The following is a 17,244-nucleotide window of genomic DNA, read 5'->3' as shown; positions in this document are numbered from 1 at the left end:
TGGCCATGCGATCATCCAGGCTCCTGCTGGCGCTGCTCGCGCCGCTGCTGCTCGCGCCGGTCCAGCCGGCGGAGGCGCAGCGCGGCGGTGCATCGACCAATGGCGTCCGCATCAAGGACATCGCCGACATCGAGGGCGTGCGCGACAACCAGCTCGTCGGCTACGGCCTGGTTGTCGGGCTGAACGGCACCGGCGACCGCCTGCGCAGCGCCATCTTCACGCGCCAGTCGCTCATCGGCATGCTGGAGCGGCTGGGGGTGAACACCCGGGACCAGGAGCGGCAGCTCGACACCCGGAACGTCGCCGCCGTGATGGTCACGGCCAACCTGCCGGCCTTCATGCGGACGGGAAGCCGCATGGACATCGCCGTTTCCGCGCTTGGAGACGCCACCAACCTCACCGGCGGCACGCTGGTGGTGACCCCCCTGCTCGGCGCCGATGGCGAGGTCTATGCCGTGGCGCAGGGCGCGCTCGCCACCGGCGCGATCGCCGCCCGGGGAGCTGCGAGTTCCGTGACGAGGGGCGTGCCAACCTCCGGGAAGATCGCCAACGGCGCCATCGTGGAGCGTGAGGTCCCCTTCACCTTTGGCAGCCGGAACCAGGTGCGGCTTTCCTTGCGCAATCCGGATCTGACAACCGCCAGGCGCATCGCCGCCGCGATCAACCGCCTGACCTCCAACCAGACAGCCTCCGCCACGGATCCGCGCACGGTGGTGGTCGCCCTTGCGGGCCGCGATCCGGTGGGCTTGGTGAGCGAGATCGAGCAGCTCCGCATCGAGCCGGACCAGGTGGCGCGCGTGGTGGTGGAGGAAGCCTCCGGCACCATCGTGGTTGGGGCCAATGTGCGGATCAGCACCGTGGCCATCGCCCAAGGCAACCTGGTGATCCGGGTCACCGAAACCCCGCAGGTGAGCCAGCCTGCGCCGCTTTCCAACGGGCAGACCGCCATCGTGCCGAGAACAGATGTCAGCATCGACGACCAGTCGGAGCGGCGCATGGCCGTGCTCCAGGGCGGCGTTTCGTTGGATGAGCTCGTGCGCGGGCTCAACAGCCTCGGTATCGGGCCACGCGACATGATCTCCATCCTTCAGACGATCAAGGCCGCAGGGGCGCTGCAGGCGGAGCTTGAGATGCGATGAGACACCCACATCCGTCCTCCAAGGGCTGCAAGGAGAGCTAAGACCTTGACTTCCTCCGTCATCCCACAGGCTCCCCAGGCCTCAAGGTCCGAACGCCCGCTGAGCACGCCGCAGGGCACGACCCCCAAGGCGCAGCTCCGCGCCTCCCAGGACTTCGAGGCGCAGATGCTCGGGGCCCTCCTCCAACCGATGTTCGACACCTTGCCGACCAATGGCCCTTTCGGCGGCGGGTCGGCGGAGGCGCAATGGCGGCCGATGCTGGTCGAGAACTTCGGCCGTGCCATGGCACGTGCCGGCGGCGTTGGAATCGGCGGCGCCGTGCTGGCTCAGATGCAGCGCCTTCAGGCGCAAGCCAGCCAGCACGCGTCTCCCGCCCCGGAAGGATCGTCATGAGCGGACTGCACGAGCTGGAGCGCACCATTCTGGCACTCACCGGAGTGATGGCGGCTGAAACCAAGGCCTTCCAGGCCCAGGACCTGGTCGGCGCGGCCGCCCTGGCTCCGGCGAAGCAAGCGGCCGTGACGGCCTTCCTCATGGCGCGCGGCGCTCTGACGGCCGAGGAGTTGCGCCCCATCGCATCCCAACTGGCCGTTGTCGTGGACCGCCTGAGGGACGGCGTGCGCGAGAACCGTGCTTTGCTGGAGCAGGCCATCGCCGTCCAGGGAAGGGTCGTCCAGACACTCGCGGTGGCCGCAAAGCGCTCCACCCCGGCCGCTGGCAATTACGGGCGGAGCGCGGGAGCTTTCTCCCCGCTTGCGATCTCCGTCCGAGCTTAACGGTTCCGTTAACACAGCGGCAACGGCTGCACGCTCGAAACCTCCGGCGACCACTCCGAGCAAAATGCACGGAGACCAACAAGGCAGGAGGCCTGCGCCATGAGTTCCGGAATGGCGATCACCGTTCCCGCAACCCTGGCCGTGGTGCTGGCTCTGATCGTGCTGGCCGGCCAGGTGCCCAGGCGGATGGGCTTCTCGGCAGGGTTTGGCCGCTCGCTGAAGAACGGGCCCGATCGCCGCATAGCGCTACTGGAAACCCTTTCGCTCGACGCTCGCCGCCGCCTCCTGCTGGTGCGCTGCAACGGGCATGACCTGCTCTTGCTGATCGGCGGGCCACAGGATCTCGTTATCCACCCTCCCTCGGCAACCACCGCCAACGGAGATGAGAGCTGATGCGCAGGCTTGCCTGGCTGCCCGCGCTTGGTCTGGTCCTTGTCCTCCTTCCCGGCCTCGCCGTGGCACAGAGCGTCAGCATCGACATGGGAGCGGCCGGCCAGTCCGGCGCCACGACGCGGTTGGTGCAGCTCACGGCACTGATCGGCCTTCTCTCACTTGCTCCTTCCCTGCTGGTCATGGCGACCGCATTCGCGCGGATCACCATTGTTCTGTCTCTGCTGCGCAGCGCCATCGGGGCTGCGGGAACGCCACCGAATCCGGTTCTGGTAGGCCTCGCGTTGTTCCTCAGCTTCTTTGTGATGCAGCCCACCTTGGAGAAAGCCTGGAACGATGGCTTGCAGCCCATGGCGGCTGGGCAGATCGGGGAACTGGAAGGACTGCGCGCCGCCGCCGAGCCATTCCGCACATTTATGACAACCAATGCGCGGGACAGCGACATCGCGTTGTTCCGGGAACTGGCGCAGCTGCCCGCCGAGGAGGAGGCCGCGCAGACGCCGTGGCGCGTCCTGGTTCCCGCCTTCATGGTTGGCGAACTCCGCCGCGCCTTCGAGATCGGGTTCCTTGTTTATCTTCCTTTCCTGGTGATCGATCTCGTTATCGCGAGCGTGTTGATGGGGCTTGGCATGATGATGCTGCCGCCACCAACGGTTGCCCTGCCATTCAAGCTCATGTTCTTCGTCATGGTGGATGGATGGCGCCTGGTGTCCGGCAGCCTCGTCCAGGGCTTCATGCCGAATTAGCACGCTCGCAACACAAGGCAGACGCATCCGGCTTGGGCAAGCCGCCACCCGAGCGGGCCAAACCAGTCTGTCCTTCGGGGCGGCCGCTGCCGCAGCAACAGAGAACCCGGGAACATCGCAGCACCACGAGTGGCCTGCCGCCCATGAAGGCGCTGCGCACACACCTGCAGGCAAAGCCGGCCATCGGCCTCAACTCGCATGCAGCCGCCCTTTCTCGAACGGGAGTGCCCCTGAACAGAGATCATGCTTGTTTGCATGACGATGCATTTCTGAAAAGCTTAGAAATGTGTTCCCTTGGCTTGCCCTTTGGCTGATGTAGAATTCTGACCTGCTGATTCAGGAGAGACGCGTGGAGCGGCAGGGCAGCTTGCGTGTTGTGTCGATCCTCACCGCGGCGTTCAGGCCCGGTCCGATCGCGGCCCTTCTTCTGAGCGGCCTCCTGATTGTAGCAGCCCTGGCGGGCTGGCTGCTTCTACGCCTGCCCCTCGACGGAGGCATGATCGAGGAGGCGCCCTCAGCATCGGTTGTACTGGAGGCGACGGATGGCGAGCCGTTCGCGTCCAGGGGCGTCTTTCGTGGAACCGCCCTCACCCCAGACAATATGCCCCGATGGTTGAAGGATGCGGTGATCTCGATAGAAGATCAGCGCTTCTACGAACACGGCGGCATCGATTTACGAGGCCTGCTGCGAGCTGCCCTTCGTAACGCGGTCGCAGGGCGTGCCCGTGAAGGCGGCAGCACCATCACGCAGCAACTCGCACGCCTGCTTTACCTTTCACAGGAGCGCAGCCTCACCCGGAAAGGTCAGGAGCTTCTCATCGCCTTGTGGCTTGAGCACCAGCTCTCCAAAGACCAGATCGTCGCGCGCTACCTTTCCAGCGCATACTTCGGGGCCGGAGCCTGGGGTGCTGATGCCGCGGCCCGGCGTTACTTCGGCAAAGAGCCGGGCACGCTGACGCTCGCCGAGGCCGCGATGCTGGCCGGCCTCGTCCAGGCCCCTTCCCATTTTGCGCCAACACGAAACCTGAGCGGCGCACAGCGGCGGGCCGGAACCGTCCTGGACGCGATGCTGAATGCGGGCCGACTTACTGCCGAAGAAGCGGCAGCGGCCCGCGCGGCACCCGCAGAGCTTCGGACTCCCCCCGAGGCGATGCCAGGGCGCGGCTACTTCGCCGACTGGGCCGAAGGAGAAACGAGGCGCCTGGCTGGCTCTCTGCCGGCCGATGCGAGGGCACGCACGACCCTGGACCTATCACTTCAGGACATTGCCGAGCGCGTGGTAATGCAGGCGCTCGACCGTGAGGGAGAACACGCGAAGGTTGGGCAGGCCGCGCTCGTCGCGATGTCGCACGACGGCGCCATACTTGCAGTCGTTGGTGGCCGTGACTACCAGGCAAGCCAGTTCAATCGCGTAAATCAGGCAAGACGGCAACCAGGTTCGCTTTTCAAGCTCTTTGTCTATGGGGCGGCACTTGAGGCAGGCTGGGCACCCAGCACATCTGTCGTCGATCGGCCCGTGCGGGTTGGTGCCTGGGAACCAGTGAACTTTGACCGGACCTACCGCGGCCAGATGACCTTACGCGATGCCTTCTCTCGTTCGGTCAACACGGTTGCCGTCCAACTTTCGGAAGCAGTCGGCCGCGACCGGGTCATCGAATTTGCACAGCGCCTTGGTGTCCGATCAGATCTGCTGAATGTACCCAGTATTGCGCTAGGTAGCGTGGAAACCACTCTCCTTGACATGACCACCGCCTTTGCTTCTGTGGCGGCAGGACGGCGCGTAGAGCCTTACCTTGTGCGCGAAGTGCGAGCGCGGGACCGTTCGCTGTTCACACACCTGCCCCCAACGGCAGCCTCGGTGCTGCAGCCATCCACACAGGCGGCGCTGCTCGAACTTCTTCTCTCTTCGGTTCGCGAAGGCACGGGGCGCGCGGCGCAACTGGCCCGCCCTGTGGCCGGAAAGACTGGAACGACCCAGGACAGTCGTGATGCATGGTTCATCGGGTTCACCGCGGATGTCGTCGTCGGCGTGTGGGTCGGAAATGACAACAGCTCACCGACCAACGGGGTTGCTGGTGGAGGCATGCCGGCCGTGATGTGGCGCTCCTTTGTCGCCGAGGCCGACCGGGTGAAGACGGCGAATGTGCGGGCATCGGCGGGTGCGCACGCGTCTTCGTCCGCTTCTGTTCCACCGGCACCCGCTCCAGCCTTGTCGCTACCTTCCGCCAGCAGGCCGGATCATGCCCGGATGCGTGAGCCGATCGTCGTGCTGGACACGGCAACGCTCCGCATCGGCCAGGACCTCGTTCGACTCGCAGGGGTTGAAGGCTTCACCGGGCAGGCGGCAGACCAGATGGCACGTTATCTGGTTGGGCGGGATGTGATCTGCGAGGCGCCGGATGCATCGGGACACCGTTGCCGCGTCGGAGATCGCGACCTCGCCGAAGTCGTTCTTTCCAACGGCGGTGGACGTGCGGCAGCCACGGCGCCCCCCCTTCTTCGGCGGGCCGAGAACGATGCCCGCCGCGCAAGGCTGGGCATCTGGGCAGCACCTGGTCGGTCCGTAAGTGGCACGCCGCCTTAAACATTGCGGCCCCCGCCTGAATTTGCATTGTGTCACGACCAGAATGTTCTTCGGAAATCGTCAGGGCCCCGATCCGATCATCCAGACCGAAGGAGGCGAATTTGGTCAAACTTTCACTGCTTCAAGTCGGCAAGCTCGGATGCGGGCACGGCAAGGCCGAAGTGGTCTGTTTCTTCGCGCTTGTGATGCTTCCACTCTGGTCATCACAAGCGTTCGGGTCCGATGGGACCGGTGCGTCGCAGCGGCCGATGCCGATCAGTTCTACGCCGGGGCCAGCCTGCACCTCTGACCATGACGGAATGGCAGCTTGCCTGGCTGGCCGGCAATGCGTGTGTCGTTTCGAGCGGGGGGGCAGCTTGACCGGGCGCAGGGACGGTTACCGTTGGGACTGCAGCCTTTTGCGTTCGTCCTGCACCGACACTCCCGTCGAAACAAACGGAAATTCCGCTTCGAATTCCGGTTTGCCACCGACCAACTCACAAGAGTCCGGCGCAGTTGGGGTTGTGCCAGGCTCAAACATCTTAGGCGATCAATCCTGGCGCTAGATCCCTCTGCCACGCGAGCCTGACACCACTGCGTATCATAGTTCTCTGCCTTCTTCGACGGCGCTGCCAAAGTGTGCGAGGCACTGGCAAGCTGTCCGTTTCCGAGTTCACCCGGGCAGTTCATCTCTGGTTGGCCGGCTGGTATGACAGCACCTGCCTGCCCCAGCTTCGTCGGCCATTCCTTCCCGCCTGAAGTTATCCGCCGGGCCTTCTGGCCTTTGTTCAAGCTCTCCCTCATCTTGCGCATCGTGGAGGCGCCGCTCGCCTCGCGAGGCATCCTGATTTGCCAGGGGGCGCTGCGGCATCGGAGCCGCAAGTTCTGCCATGCATTCGTCAGGGAGATCCGCCCCTGGCTGCCCAGGACCATCGACAGATGGCACTTGGATGAGGCCGCGCTCAAGACCAACGGTGCGACGCACTGGCTATGGCGCGCCATAGGTCGCGCAGGCCTGATACCGGACATGCTGGCGCAGGGCCGCCAGGATCAGCAAGCCTCCAGGCGATCACTGAGGAAGCTGCTGAAATGGCGGATGTGGCCATCGCGCGTCATGGTCATTGACAAGCTGGCAAGCCAGGGCGCCGCAAGGAAGAGGGTGACGCCGCCCCGCGATCGCAGATCAACGAAAAGGGTTGAACAACCAAACAGAGAGCTCGTATGAGCGAAGCCGGGGGCTGAAGCGCTTCAAGTCCGCCGGACAAGCGCACCACCTTCTCTCTGCTCATGACCGGATCTGCAACTTACCCTCTGCCGCCCGGCCAGCCCTGCTGCCCCGAGTCGGCAGGCGGACCGTGCCGCCGCACGACTTCGTTCTGCCATTGCAGCCACGCCGATGCCTGCTCTGCGTCGGCTGAAGGCAGACCAGTGGCTCCACTTGCTGCAGGGGGCACTGCCACTGCCTCAACCTCGACCTGCCCATCTGGAGGTCGGCCAACACTCCGCTCACTGTCCGCTCGCGCATCGGCAGCAGTCAAACCGCATCCCGCTTGAGATGCTCTGTCCGGCATCGCTGGTGTGGATCCCACATCAGCTTCTCCAGACCCTTCTCAATCCATTGGAGCGCTCACCCCCTTCTCCGTGACTGGTTCAAAAGGGGTGAACGCCTGCCTCAGGCGGCTCGCTTGGTAGCGCGGGTGATGGTTTCCACGGCGCGGGTGACACGCGCCAGGTTCGCCGGTTCCTGCCGGAAAGCGACGGCGAGCGTGCCATCTCGCGAGTCAACGATGCGCGCGGAAGCCATGTCGCCTTCTCCCGGCAACCGCAAAAGAACCTCGGCCCCGATGTCGCAGGGCCACTCGCAGGCGAGCGTTGCGCCGCCCAGCGAGATGTCACGGAGGGCCGCAGAACCCGTGCCATGGGTGCCACAAAGAAGCTGGACGGATGTGCCGCCCCCAGCCACGCGCTCATAGCGGCGGCGTTCCTCGTCGCCTTGTCTCATCCGCACGGCATTGAGGAAGTGGTCGACCTCCTGGCGCAGTCCGTCGGACTGGCTGGCAACCTGGTCCGCCGCTGACAGGACAGTATGGCTGATGGTGCCTGACTGCTCGGCGGTGCTGCACACGTCGCGCATGGCATGAGTGGCCTTGTCCGTCACCTGGGCAATCCCTTGCACCTGAACGGCGATTTCACGCGTGGCCGCTCCCTGCTGCTCGACCGCGGCTGCGATGGCACTTGCCACCTCGCTCACCTGGCTAATGGCCGCGACCACGCCCCGCACCGCCTCCACCGCCTCGCCCGTGACCGATTGGATGGCGGCCACCTGGGCACCGATGCGGCTTGTGGCCTGGGCGGTCTGGCTGGCGAGCTGCTTCACCTCGGCAGCCACCACGGCGAAGCCCTTGCCGGCGTCGCCCGCCCGTGCCGCCTCGATGGTGGCGTTCAGCGCCAGCAGATTCGTCTGCCCTGCAATGTCCGAGATAAGCCGCACCACCTCGCTGATCTGACCAGCCGCGTCGCTCAAGCTGGCCACGGTCGTGTTTGTGGTTTGCGCCAGTTGGACCGCCTGCTGGGCAGAACCTGCGGCTTGTTCGACTTGGTGGGAGATCTCGCCCACGCTGGCCGTCAGCTGCTCCGTGGCCGCGGCAACCGTGGCCAGGTTCTGCGATGACCCGCTGGCCTCGACCGCGGTACTTTCCATCTCTCCCCTGGTCTTCTCCGCCGCCTGCGCCATGCCCCCGGCAGCGGAGCGCATGCCATCGGCGGAAGTCGTGAGCTTGACGAGCACGCCGGACACGGTGGTGCCGAAGTCGGTGGTCAGCCGGTCCATCGCCTCCTGCCGGCGGTCCTTGGCGGCTCGCTCGACCGCCATCTGCTGTTCCGCTTCCCGCGCCCGGAGCGCGCCGTCGCGCAGCACCTCAATCGCGCGTCCGATCTGGCCGAGCTGGTCGGTGCGGTCAGCACAGGGTGCGGGCCGGTCGAGCTGACCTTCGGCGATGGCACGCACGCTGGCGGCGAGCTCACCGAGGGGGCGCATGGAACGGTGCAGGGCGAACCAGCGGACAGCACCCACCACCACGATGACCAGCAGCCCCGCCAGCAACCCCTCGCGCACCATCTTGTTGATGGCCGCCTCGGCTTCGGCCAGCGGCACGCCGACGAAGAGGATGCCTGCGGGCCGGCCGGTCACGCCTGCGATCGGCTCGTAGATCGTCAGGTAGGAGGAACCGAGAATGTCGGCGGTGCCCTGGTACCGATCGCCGCGACCGATCACGGCATCACGCGCCGGTCCAGCCGCCAGCTTGGTGCCAACAGCCCGCGTGCCGTCTGGGCGGAGGACGTTGGTGGCCACGCGCGTCTCGCCCGCGAAGATCGTGGCAACGCCGCCGGTGATGCGGCCCAGCTTGTCCACCAGGTCATCACGCCCGTTCAGCAGCTGCCCGTTCAGGGTCAGCCTGCCATCCTCGCCCAGGCGCCACTCGGTACCGATGGCACCCAGTTCGCTCCGCAGCATCGCCAGGTTGATCTGCAACGCCTTCTGAGCCCCCTGCATCTCAGCTTCATGGGCAACTTGCAGCGTCCACGCCTGCACGGCGACCACAGCCACCACAACAGCCAGGAGGGAGGAGACAAGAAGGCGTGTTACGATCCCGATGCGACGCGCGCGGCCGCGGACCTCTAGCGCCAGCGTAGCCAAGACATTCATGCAAAGGTGCTTTCAGTTCGACGAGGCGCGCATCTTTCGGCGCATGCCGGGCCGGCATGTTCGCCAGCTTTTCGACCTGCCCTTAACGGCGAGTTAACGGCCCCGTATTTAGAGCGCCCAACAGTGCCACCTGATCTGACCGAGGCAGATGAGCACGGTGGCCCGGGTAGTTTAGGCCAAGCTGAGGCGCTCTACCCCATTCAGGCGCATGACCGACCCCGGTTGTTTTGCGCGGGTCGGCGTGACGGTTTGGCTGGGTTGGGATCCTGAGGAGGCGAGGACTCGTCGTCCTCCGGGTGAGCGCAGTTTGCTGTTCAAGGCCAGCGCCGAGCATCACCAGCGCATTCCGAGGCACCGCTTCCGGGCGACGGGCGCAGGGTGCACATCTGTGTGGACGCCCGCATCCGGCGGACCGTCGCCTCCACCCTGATGACAAATGGCGTCGATGGCGGCTCGTAGGCTGGTTCCTTGCCCGATCAGGGCGCCGACCCGGGTGAGGTCGCCGCGCAGCCCCCGATGCTGCCGTGGTCGTCCCACCCTGCTCCAGTGCCGTGCCAAGCCCCGTGGCCGTGACGGCGCCAACCCGGCGCGACGAGCACCGCAGGTGCCATCGCCGAGCGCGCGCACGGGCTTCAAGCTGCCCGTCGGCGGCGCGCTGCCTGCGCCCACCGACGAGCACTGGGCCACCGAGGCGGCAGTTGCCGCCTGCGTGCCGGATCGCGTGCTTGCGCCTGGGCGTCCGGCTGACCCGGGCAGCGCCCTTCCCGGCTGCGATGCCGGCACTGGGCGGACTGATCTACCGCCACCCTTTTCTCGCCGGTCCTCCGCCGAGCCGCCGAACTGGCAAGTCGCTATGCCGCGCGGACAGCCCGGAGGAAGCCGGTCGACTGCTCCTGCAGAACCGCGGTCTGGGTGGTCAGGGTTTCCGTTGCCGCGAGCATCCGACTGGCTGCGCTTCCCGTCTCCTCCGCAGCGGCGCGGACACCGGCGATGTTGCGACTCACGCGATCGGTGCTGCCGGCAACTTCGGAAGCGCTGCGGGCGATCTCCTGCGTCGTGGCGCCCTGCTGCTCCACGGCGGCGGCGATGGCCGTCGCGATGCCGCTGGTGCGCTCCACCGTGGCACCGATGCCGCGGATCGCTCCCACGGCGCTGGAGGTCGCGGCCTGCATCTGCTGGATCTGGGCGGAAATGTCCTCGGTGGCCTTGGCGGTCTGGGCCGCCAGGGTCTTCACCTCGCTCGCCACAACCGCGAAGCCGCGCCCGGCCTCGCCCGCCCGCGCCGCCTCGATCGTGGCGTTCAGCGCCAGCAGGTTGGTCTGGCCCGCGATCTCGCCGATCAGTCGCACCACGTCTCCGATCCGGGCGGCGCTGTCGGCAAGCCCGCGCACCGTCACATCTGTTTCGCGCGCTTCCAGAACAGCTTGGGCAGCGACCTCCGCAGCCTCAGCCACGCGCCGCGTGATCTCACTGATGCTGGCAGCCATTTCCTCCGCGGCGGCGGCAACGGCGCCCACCTCGCCGCTCGTGCTGGAAGCGGCATCCGCCGCCTGCGCGGTTTCCCGCCCCGAGCGGCCGGCGCTGTCATGCACCGCGCTGGCGGCAAGGCGCAGCTGTTCCGCCTCGCGCGCCAAGTTCTCCACCACCGCGCCGACCTCAGCCTCGAAGGTATCGGCCAGGCGAGCCTCCTCCGTCGCCAGCCTCCAGGTGAGCATCGGACCGGCGTAAGCCCCCGTGCTGTCGGTGATCGCAGAAGCCTGCAGATCAATCACCTCGCTCCCAATCCGCAGGCGCGCACGATGGGGCAGGAGGGACGTATCGGAGAGCACGGTGTGAAGCTGCGCCATTCCCTCCAGCGGCAGGGCATCGAGGCTGCGGCCCACCACCGGCTCGTTCAACCCCAGACGGGCGAGCACTGCGCCCATCTCGACGTTGGTGTGCGTGACCCGCAGATCACGGTCCGCCGCCATCAGGCCGAGTGGCATCTGCTCGATCATCTGAGCCTGGGCGAAGGCCCGGCCGACGGTGCCGCGCAGTTCCTCCAGTGCTGCGGCGATCCGGCCGGTCTCGTCGGTTGCCACGCGGTCGCTCGCTTCGTCCGCGCCGCCAGCGGTGGTATCGCCGGACGCAATGGCGCGCACCCGGGCGGCAGCGCGGCGCAACGGGCCGCCGATCGCACGGGCGCTCACCCAGGACGAAAGGAGCAGGATGAGCGCCACCGATACGCCGATCCAGACGGTGAAGGTCCGCATGCCCCGAAGGGCGTGCTCGACGGCCTTACGGCGCTGATCGGCGTCGGCCTGGAGCAGGCTCGTCGCTTCAGCCAGGGCGGTCTGCAGGGATGTTGCTGCCGCTTCCACTTCCTCGGCGCGAATCTTCGCCAGTTCTGCGAGCACCGTCAGGATGGTTTCCGAAGCTTCGGTGATGGCCGTGGAGATCGTGCCAGCACGGGCGACGTCCTCGCGTAGTCGGTTGGAGAGCGGGTAGGATTGCACGCCCCGCAGATGCACCCGCTGCTGGGCCAGGGCGCGGCGCACGCGGCGGGCCTGTGCATCCTCACCGGTGACGAGGAAACGCTGAATGGAAAGACGCACTTCGTTCAGGGCGTTGCTGAAGGCCATGAGGCGTCCGCGCACCTCCTCAACCTGACTGCGGTCTGGCAACTCGAAGTCGAGGGCGCCGAGCACCGCTTCCATCGCCTGATCAAATTCACCGTTCATGCGATAGAGGCGATCGTCACGCGCCTCGATCATACGGAGGCGAGCGTCCAGCATCCGGCCGATCGCTGCCTCATAGGCGACGGTGGCAGGGCCGGCGGCCCGCACGGCGCTTGCGGCGGCGGGCAGGGCAATGTTGCTGGCCGCGGCGTCCACGAGCGAGCGGGCGGCGGCGAGGGATTCACGTGCCCGGCTCGCGGCGGCCTGCGCGGCCGGAATATCCTGTGCCATGCCGAGCTCGGCCGCAGCCGCTGGCGCCTGCCCAGCTCTCGTCCCCGCCCGTTCCACCACCGTCAGCACTTTGGCCGCGTCCCGCAACCTATCCTGCTGCTGCTCCACCTCCTGCGCCTCAAACCAGACGAGGCTGACCAAACCTGTGAGAAGGGTCAAGGCGAGGCCGGCGGTGGCACCGAGCTTACGGGCCACCGAAAGATTGTTGAACGCACGCATGGCCTCAAGCAGCTCCCCATTGACAGTGCGGGGGGGTATTTGCTGGTCGATTGCTAACCGGATGTTAAGTCTCGGCATCAACCGTCTATGGTTCTTTACGCCAAACGCACCAAGTGCCTTGCCAAAATCAGCGCGGTACCTGCCTCGGCGAGGGGGTGCGACGAGTGGTCAAGCGCCTCCTGCCAGCCCGTGCGCCCGAGCTCGGCGATGACACCTGCGGTGCTCGTCGTGCCGGATTGGCGCCGCCACGGCCATGAGGCTTCGCACGGCACTGGAGCGGGGCGGGACGACCACGACAGCATCGGGAGCCGCGCGGCGGCCTCACCCTGCGTCGGCGACCTGGTCAGGCAGGAACCAGCCTGCGCGACGTTATCCACGCCATTCATCGTCAGGGTGGAGGCGACGATCCGCCGGGTGTCGGCGTCCACACAGACGTGCAACCTGCTCCACGGCCGCCGTTCCCTGTTCCTGTGCTTCTCGGTCGGCCACGCCTCGCCCGGGCCGCATAACCGCCGCCCCGTGCTGTCCACGAGCAGGTGCACGGGACGCGTGCCAGGGCAAGCCCGCGGCACCTTCGGCGTCTCCGCTCGGCGGCTGGAGCGGCACGCCGCGGGTTGTTGCCGCAGCGGCCCAGCTCGGTCGGCACCTCATGCCACTGAATGCCCGTCCGCAGGACGAACAAGATACCAGCCAGCGCCGCCCGGTCGGGCGCGCGGCCGACCACCTCTCGGCTTCGGCCGATCCTGCGGCAACAGCACTTCCACCACCGGCCAGAGGTCATCAGGAACGAGAAGAGCCACCCCTCCTCAACGACTCAGCGCAGGTTTTTCCCAAGCTTTGCGACAGCACCGGACAGGTTGCACCCGGCCCGCCGCCGGAATCCCACGTGGGGAAAGGCATCGGGCAAGGGGGGCGACGCATCCCGGCTTCCGCAAGCGAACCGTGCATCGGCACCGCCATGGCCGGACCCACGAACCACCCTCCCGGTTTTGCGGAATATTGCATCAGAGGGCGTTCACCCCCTCCGGCGACCCTACTGGCTCCCGGCGTCATCCGTCCGGCGCCGCGTGGCGGGCTCCGCGGCGCGGCGCAGGCGGCTGACGGAGGTGAACCGCCCCGCCGGATGCAGGCTGACGCTGACGGAAAGCGGCAGGCCGGACGGATCGAGGTAGCGGCGGGTGATTTCGAGCGCGTGCTCCCCCGCCCTAGCGCCGAGCGCCCTGGCGACCGGCCCTGCTGGGATCCCCGCCGCGTCGATCTCCTGCACCACTTCCGCGATCGGCCGCCCGGACCATGCCGCCAGCACCGTCGCGATCAGTTCCGCCGCCTCCGCCCCTCTCAGGCGCTGCTCCAAATCAGGAGGGGCTGCGGCCGCATCCGCGTAGGTCTCCGTCCAGCACAGCGCGGCGCCGCCATCCGCCGGAACGCGAAGGCTGGTGATCCGCAGCCAGCGCTGTTTCGCCCGCAGCCCGAGGTCGCGCTCCATGGTCTCGTCCGAAACCACGGGCCTGATGCTGTTGATCTCACGCCGGGTTTGCGCGGCGTATTGCAGCAGGTCGCCGATCCCCGCGAGGGACTGCTGATAGGCGCCCTGATCCGCGGGGCGCAGAGCAGCCACGCGGGTACCCGCGCGACGACGGCGGGAGATCAGGCCCAGGCTTTCCAACCTGTCCAGCGCGGCCCGCATCGTCGCCCGGCTGACACCGCGCTCCGCCGCCATCTCGACCTCGGGCAGCATCTGGGAGCCGAGCGGGTGCCGCCCCTCCGCGATCTCCGCGGCGATCTGGCGGGCAAGCGTGACGTAGCGCGGCGTGGAGGCGATCGATGGCATCACGGTATTGGTGCGGTCTCATTGAGCGTTGACAAGCCATCCCGTGGGTCGATAGGACCGGACCAATAGAAAGGATCGAACCTTTCGGGATCGGGAGTGATCGTCCATGCAGCGCCGCGCCGTTGTTGCCATTTCCCTCGCCGCCGCGGCGAGCCTTACCGCCCCGCGCCTGGTCCGCGCCCAAGGCTCCTATCCCGACAAGCCGGTGCGGCTGATCCTCCCCTTCTCGGCCGGTGGACCGACCGACACGCTGGGCCGCGTCTTTGCCGAGCAGCTATCCCGGCAGATGAACGCGCGCGTCCTGGTCGAGAACCGCACCGGCGCGGGATCCACCATCGGGGCGGACGTCGTCGCCAAGGCCGCGCCGGACGGCTACACGCTGCTGTTCAACAATCTCTCCCACTCGATCAACTCGAGCCTCTACCGCCGCCTTTCCTACGACACGGTCGCCGACTTCGTGCCAGTCAGCGTGCTGATGGAAGGGCCGGTGGTGGTGCTGGTCGGCGCCAACTCGGCCCACCGCACGCTGAAGGAACTTATCGACGCGGCCCGCACCCGGCCGGACGCGCTGGACTACGGATCGGCCGGCAACGGCTCGGCGGCCCATGTGTCCATGGTCCAGATCCTCGCGAAGACTGGGGCCCGCATGAACCACGTCGTCTATCGCGGTGTGGCGAACGCGATGACGGATCTTCTCTCGGGCGCGATCGTCTCCGTCAACGACACCTCCACCACGGCGCTGGGCAGCATCCGCGGCGGTCTGGTGCGCCCGCTCGCCGTCACCTCTCCCACGCGCGTGCCCTTCCTGCCGGACCTGCCGACGGTGCGCGAGAGCGGCATCCCGGAGCTTGCGGACTTCCAGATGTCCACCTGGAACATGCTCCTCGCTCCGGCTGCGACACCGCGGCCGATCCTGGAACGCCTGCACGAGGATGTGCGAACCGTGATGAAGGACCCCACCTTTGTCGCGAAGCTGATCGAACTGGGAAACGTGCCGATGCCCGAGGCGGACATGGCGGGAACGCGGGCTTTCCTGGTGTCCGAGGTGGAGCGCTGGCGCGGTGTCATGAGCCAGGCGGGCGTGCAACCGGAATAACAGGAGATCCACTCATGCCCAGCACCCCGCTCGACTCCGCCCTTTTCCGGGACATGTTCGGCACGCCGGAGATGCGCGCCGTCTTCTCCGACGAGGCCCTGGTCGGCCGCTACGTCGAGGTGGAGGTCGCGCTTGCCCGCGCCGAGGCCCGGTGCGGCATCATCCCGGCCGAGGCCGCGAAAGCCATCGCCGCCGCCGGCGCCAGCCCGGCGTTCGATTGGGCGCGCCTGAAGGCTGAAACAGACAATGTCGGCTATCCCATCCTCGCCATTGTCCACCAGCTGGCGGAGATGGCGGGAGAGGCCGGACGCTATGTCCACTGGGGCGCCACAACCCAGGACATCATGGACACCGCAAGCATTCTGCAGGTCCGCGCCGCGCTCGACCTCGTGGAAGCGGATATCGGTGCACTGCGCGGCATCCTGGCCGATCTCGCCGCGCGCCACCGGGACACGCCGATGGCCGGGCGCACGCACCTGCAACAGGCCTTGCCCGTCACCTTCGGCTACAAGGTCGCGATCTGGTTGGCGGCGATGGACCGCCATGCCGAGCGGCTGGCGCAGCTACGGCCCCGCGTGCTGCTGGGGCAGTTCGCGGGCGCCGCGGGCACCCTCGCCTCTCTCGGAGGGGACGGCTTCCGGGTCCAGGAGGCATTCTGCGAGGAACTGGGGCTGGGCCAGCCTGTGATCACCTGGCATGTGGCGCGCGACGGCCTGGCCGAGACGGTGGCCTTCCTCGGCCTCGTCACGGGCACGCTCGCCAAGATCGCGACCGACATCATGCTGATGATGTCCACCGAATTCGGTGGTGAGGTGATGGAGCCGTTCGTGAAGGGGCGTGGTGCCTCCTCCACCATGCCGCAGAAGCGCAACCCGATCTCATCCGAGATCATGCTGGCCACTGCCAAGGCGGTGCGGCAGCAGGTCGCACTGGTACTGGACGCGATGGTGCAGGACTTCGAGCGGGCCACCGGTCCGTGGCATCTGGAGTGGCTGGCCCTACCGGAAACGTTTCTCCTCACCGCCTCCTGTTTGCACCAGGCGCGGTTCGCTCTCTCGGGCCTGACAGTGGACGAAGCACGAATGCGAGCGAACCTCGGGATGTCCGGCGGCCTCATCGTGGCGGAGGCGGTGATGATGGCGGCCGCCCCGGCACTCGGGCGGCAGCACGCGCATGACGTGGTCTACGATGCCTGCCGTGCTGCCATCACCTCTGGCCGGACGCTCGCCGAGGCGCTGGCCGAGGTGCCGGAGGTCGTCAGCGCGCTGGGAGGGACTGAGGGCGTGCACCGGCACTGCGACCCGGCGAACTATCTCGGGCTTGCGCCCGCTATGGTGGACCGGGTGCTGGAGCGGCGCCGGGCGGCGGATTGAAGCAGATTGCCGCAACGGATGCGGCTTCATCGCGCGAGCATGGCGGGCCATGCACAGCCCGGCGTTTTGCTCAGCAACTCCCTTTCTGAAGGCTTGGAGATGAAAGCGCATCCGGCAGGTCGGCGGCACGCGATGGGATGGGGAGCGGCCGCCATCGGCCTCGGTCTGATGCCCGTGGCGGCCGCCCGGGCACAGCAGGCGCCCGCGCCGGCGGAACGGGCGGCCTATGTCCCGCGCTTCGTCACCTCGCCCGACGGCTTGCGGCTTGCGACCTACGAGTTCGGCAATCCGCAGGGCCCCGCGATCCTGTTCCTGCACGGCTTCGCCCAGGCCGCCCTCTCCTGGGACCGGCAGTTGCGGGACCCGGAACTGGCCCGCGAGTTCCGCATGGTGTCGATCGACCTGCGCGGCCATGGCATGAGCGCCAAGCCGGAGGGTGACGCCTTCTACAAGCCGG

At 67.3% G+C, this 17,244-nt stretch carries 14 protein-coding genes and 1 pseudogene; 10 read left to right on the top strand and 5 right to left on the bottom strand.

All coding sequences use genetic code 11. The features are described from left to right. Positions 1-5: 5 nt before the first annotated feature. The 7 genes from ACFFIC_RS13835 to ACFFIC_RS13805 all read left to right on the top strand — a co-directional run bounded on the left by ACFFIC_RS13835 (position 6) and on the right by ACFFIC_RS13805 (position 6,839). The gene (locus ACFFIC_RS13835; RefSeq protein ID WP_377051255.1) at positions 6-1,139 is read left to right on the top strand and encodes a flagellar basal body P-ring protein FlgI; all 1,134 of its coding nucleotides are present in this window, start codon (positions 6-8) and stop codon (positions 1,137-1,139) included. Positions 1,140-1,184: 45 nt separating this feature from the next. Then, positions 1,185-1,532, top strand: coding sequence for a rod-binding protein (locus ACFFIC_RS13830; RefSeq protein ID WP_377051253.1), 348 nt, complete (start codon positions 1,185-1,187; stop codon positions 1,530-1,532). After that, entirely contained in the window at positions 1,529-1,915 is a 387-nt protein-coding gene (locus tag ACFFIC_RS13825; RefSeq protein WP_377051251.1) for a hypothetical protein, read from the top strand. Before ACFFIC_RS13830 ends, ACFFIC_RS13825 begins: the two co-directional genes overlap by 4 nt. 111 nt (positions 1,916-2,026) lie before the next feature. Then, complete coding sequence (locus tag ACFFIC_RS13820) at positions 2,027-2,308, top strand: flagellar biosynthetic protein FliO (protein WP_377051249.1); 282 nt, start codon at positions 2,027-2,029, stop codon at positions 2,306-2,308. Continuing rightward, positions 2,308-3,051, top strand: a complete 744-nt coding sequence (gene fliP, locus ACFFIC_RS13815) for a flagellar type III secretion system pore protein FliP (RefSeq protein ID WP_377051247.1) — start codon at positions 2,308-2,310, stop codon at positions 3,049-3,051. Before ACFFIC_RS13820 ends, fliP begins: the two co-directional genes overlap by 1 nt. 349 nt (positions 3,052-3,400) lie before the next feature. After that, positions 3,401-5,635: a PBP1A family penicillin-binding protein gene (locus ACFFIC_RS13810; RefSeq protein WP_377051245.1), complete on the top strand. Its 2,235-nt coding sequence runs from the start codon at positions 3,401-3,403 to the stop codon at positions 5,633-5,635. 688 nt (positions 5,636-6,323) lie between these two features. Then, positions 6,324-6,839 (top strand): DDE-type integrase/transposase/recombinase, encoded by a 516-nt coding sequence (locus ACFFIC_RS13805; RefSeq protein ID WP_377051243.1) that lies wholly within the window; start codon positions 6,324-6,326, stop codon positions 6,837-6,839. Positions 6,840-7,286: 447 nt separating this feature from the next. Here the strand turns inward: ACFFIC_RS13805 and ACFFIC_RS13800 are convergent, their stop codons facing one another. The 5 genes and pseudogenes from ACFFIC_RS13800 to ACFFIC_RS13780 all read right to left on the bottom strand — a co-directional run bounded on the left by ACFFIC_RS13800 (position 7,287) and on the right by ACFFIC_RS13780 (position 14,318). Next, positions 7,287-9,320 carry a methyl-accepting chemotaxis protein gene (locus tag ACFFIC_RS13800; RefSeq protein ID WP_377051241.1) on the bottom strand — a complete coding sequence of 678 codons (2,034 nt, stop codon included), beginning with the start codon at positions 9,318-9,320 and terminating at the stop codon, positions 7,287-7,289. Between the two features lie 851 nt (positions 9,321-10,171). Then, the gene (locus ACFFIC_RS13795; RefSeq protein ID WP_377051239.1) at positions 10,172-12,073 is read right to left on the bottom strand and encodes a methyl-accepting chemotaxis protein; all 1,902 of its coding nucleotides are present in this window, start codon (positions 12,071-12,073) and stop codon (positions 10,172-10,174) included. A gap of 509 nt (positions 12,074-12,582) precedes the next feature. Then, positions 12,583-13,029, bottom strand: coding sequence for a transposase (locus ACFFIC_RS13790; protein WP_377051237.1), 447 nt, complete (start codon positions 13,027-13,029; stop codon positions 12,583-12,585). A gap of 74 nt (positions 13,030-13,103) precedes the next feature. Continuing rightward, positions 13,104-13,287, bottom strand: a pseudogene (locus ACFFIC_RS13785) (transposase); the annotation flags it as partial. A 233-nt stretch (positions 13,288-13,520) separates the two neighbouring features. Next, the gene (locus ACFFIC_RS13780) at positions 13,521-14,318 is read right to left on the bottom strand and encodes a GntR family transcriptional regulator (RefSeq protein WP_377051235.1); all 798 of its coding nucleotides are present in this window, start codon (positions 14,316-14,318) and stop codon (positions 13,521-13,523) included. Positions 14,319-14,424: 106 nt separating this feature from the next. Here ACFFIC_RS13780 and ACFFIC_RS13775 point away from each other — a divergent pair, with 106 nt between their 5' ends. The 3 genes from ACFFIC_RS13775 to ACFFIC_RS13765 all read left to right on the top strand — a co-directional run. Further along, positions 14,425-15,414: a Bug family tripartite tricarboxylate transporter substrate binding protein gene (locus ACFFIC_RS13775; RefSeq protein WP_377051233.1), complete on the top strand. Its 990-nt coding sequence runs from the start codon at positions 14,425-14,427 to the stop codon at positions 15,412-15,414. A gap of 14 nt (positions 15,415-15,428) precedes the next feature. Then, entirely contained in the window at positions 15,429-16,787 is a 1,359-nt protein-coding gene (gene pcaB / locus ACFFIC_RS13770) for a 3-carboxy-cis,cis-muconate cycloisomerase (protein WP_377051231.1), read from the top strand. Between the two features lie 99 nt (positions 16,788-16,886). Then, on the top strand, positions 16,887-17,244 hold a 358-nt coding region (locus ACFFIC_RS13765; protein WP_377051229.1), incomplete at its 3' end, for an alpha/beta fold hydrolase.

Origin of the sequence: Muricoccus vinaceus (genome assembly GCF_042433125.1) — a bacterium.
In the GTDB taxonomy this organism is placed as follows: domain Bacteria; phylum Pseudomonadota; class Alphaproteobacteria; order Acetobacterales; family Acetobacteraceae; genus Roseomonas; species Roseomonas vinacea.
The sequence above is the reverse complement of the archived record's forward strand: the minus strand, read 5'-3'. Positions and strand labels throughout refer to the sequence as shown.

Excerpts from the sequence above, each read along its gene's own strand:
- ACFFIC_RS13835 (WP_377051255.1), top strand. The coding sequence starts at position 6 with ATGCGATCATCCAGGCTCCTGCTGGCGCTGCTCGCGCCGCTGCTGCTC.
- ACFFIC_RS13825 (WP_377051251.1), top strand. The coding sequence starts at position 1,529 with ATGAGCGGACTGCACGAGCTGGAGCGCACCATTCTGGCACTCACCGGA.
- ACFFIC_RS13820 (WP_377051249.1), top strand. The coding sequence starts at position 2,027 with ATGGCGATCACCGTTCCCGCAACCCTGGCCGTGGTGCTGGCTCTGATC.
- fliP (WP_377051247.1), top strand. The coding sequence starts at position 2,308 with ATGCGCAGGCTTGCCTGGCTGCCCGCGCTTGGTCTGGTCCTTGTCCTC.
- ACFFIC_RS13805 (WP_377051243.1), top strand. The coding sequence starts at position 6,324 with ATGACAGCACCTGCCTGCCCCAGCTTCGTCGGCCATTCCTTCCCGCCT.
- ACFFIC_RS13800 (WP_377051241.1), bottom strand. The coding sequence starts at position 9,320 with ATGAATGTCTTGGCTACGCTGGCGCTAGAGGTCCGCGGCCGCGCGCGT.
- ACFFIC_RS13795 (WP_377051239.1), bottom strand. The coding sequence starts at position 12,073 with ATGATCGAGGCGCGTGACGATCGCCTCTATCGCATGAACGGTGAATTT.
- ACFFIC_RS13780 (WP_377051235.1), bottom strand. The coding sequence starts at position 14,318 with ATGCCATCGATCGCCTCCACGCCGCGCTACGTCACGCTTGCCCGCCAG.
- ACFFIC_RS13775 (WP_377051233.1), top strand. The coding sequence starts at position 14,425 with ATGCAGCGCCGCGCCGTTGTTGCCATTTCCCTCGCCGCCGCGGCGAGC.
- pcaB (WP_377051231.1), top strand. The coding sequence starts at position 15,429 with ATGCCCAGCACCCCGCTCGACTCCGCCCTTTTCCGGGACATGTTCGGC.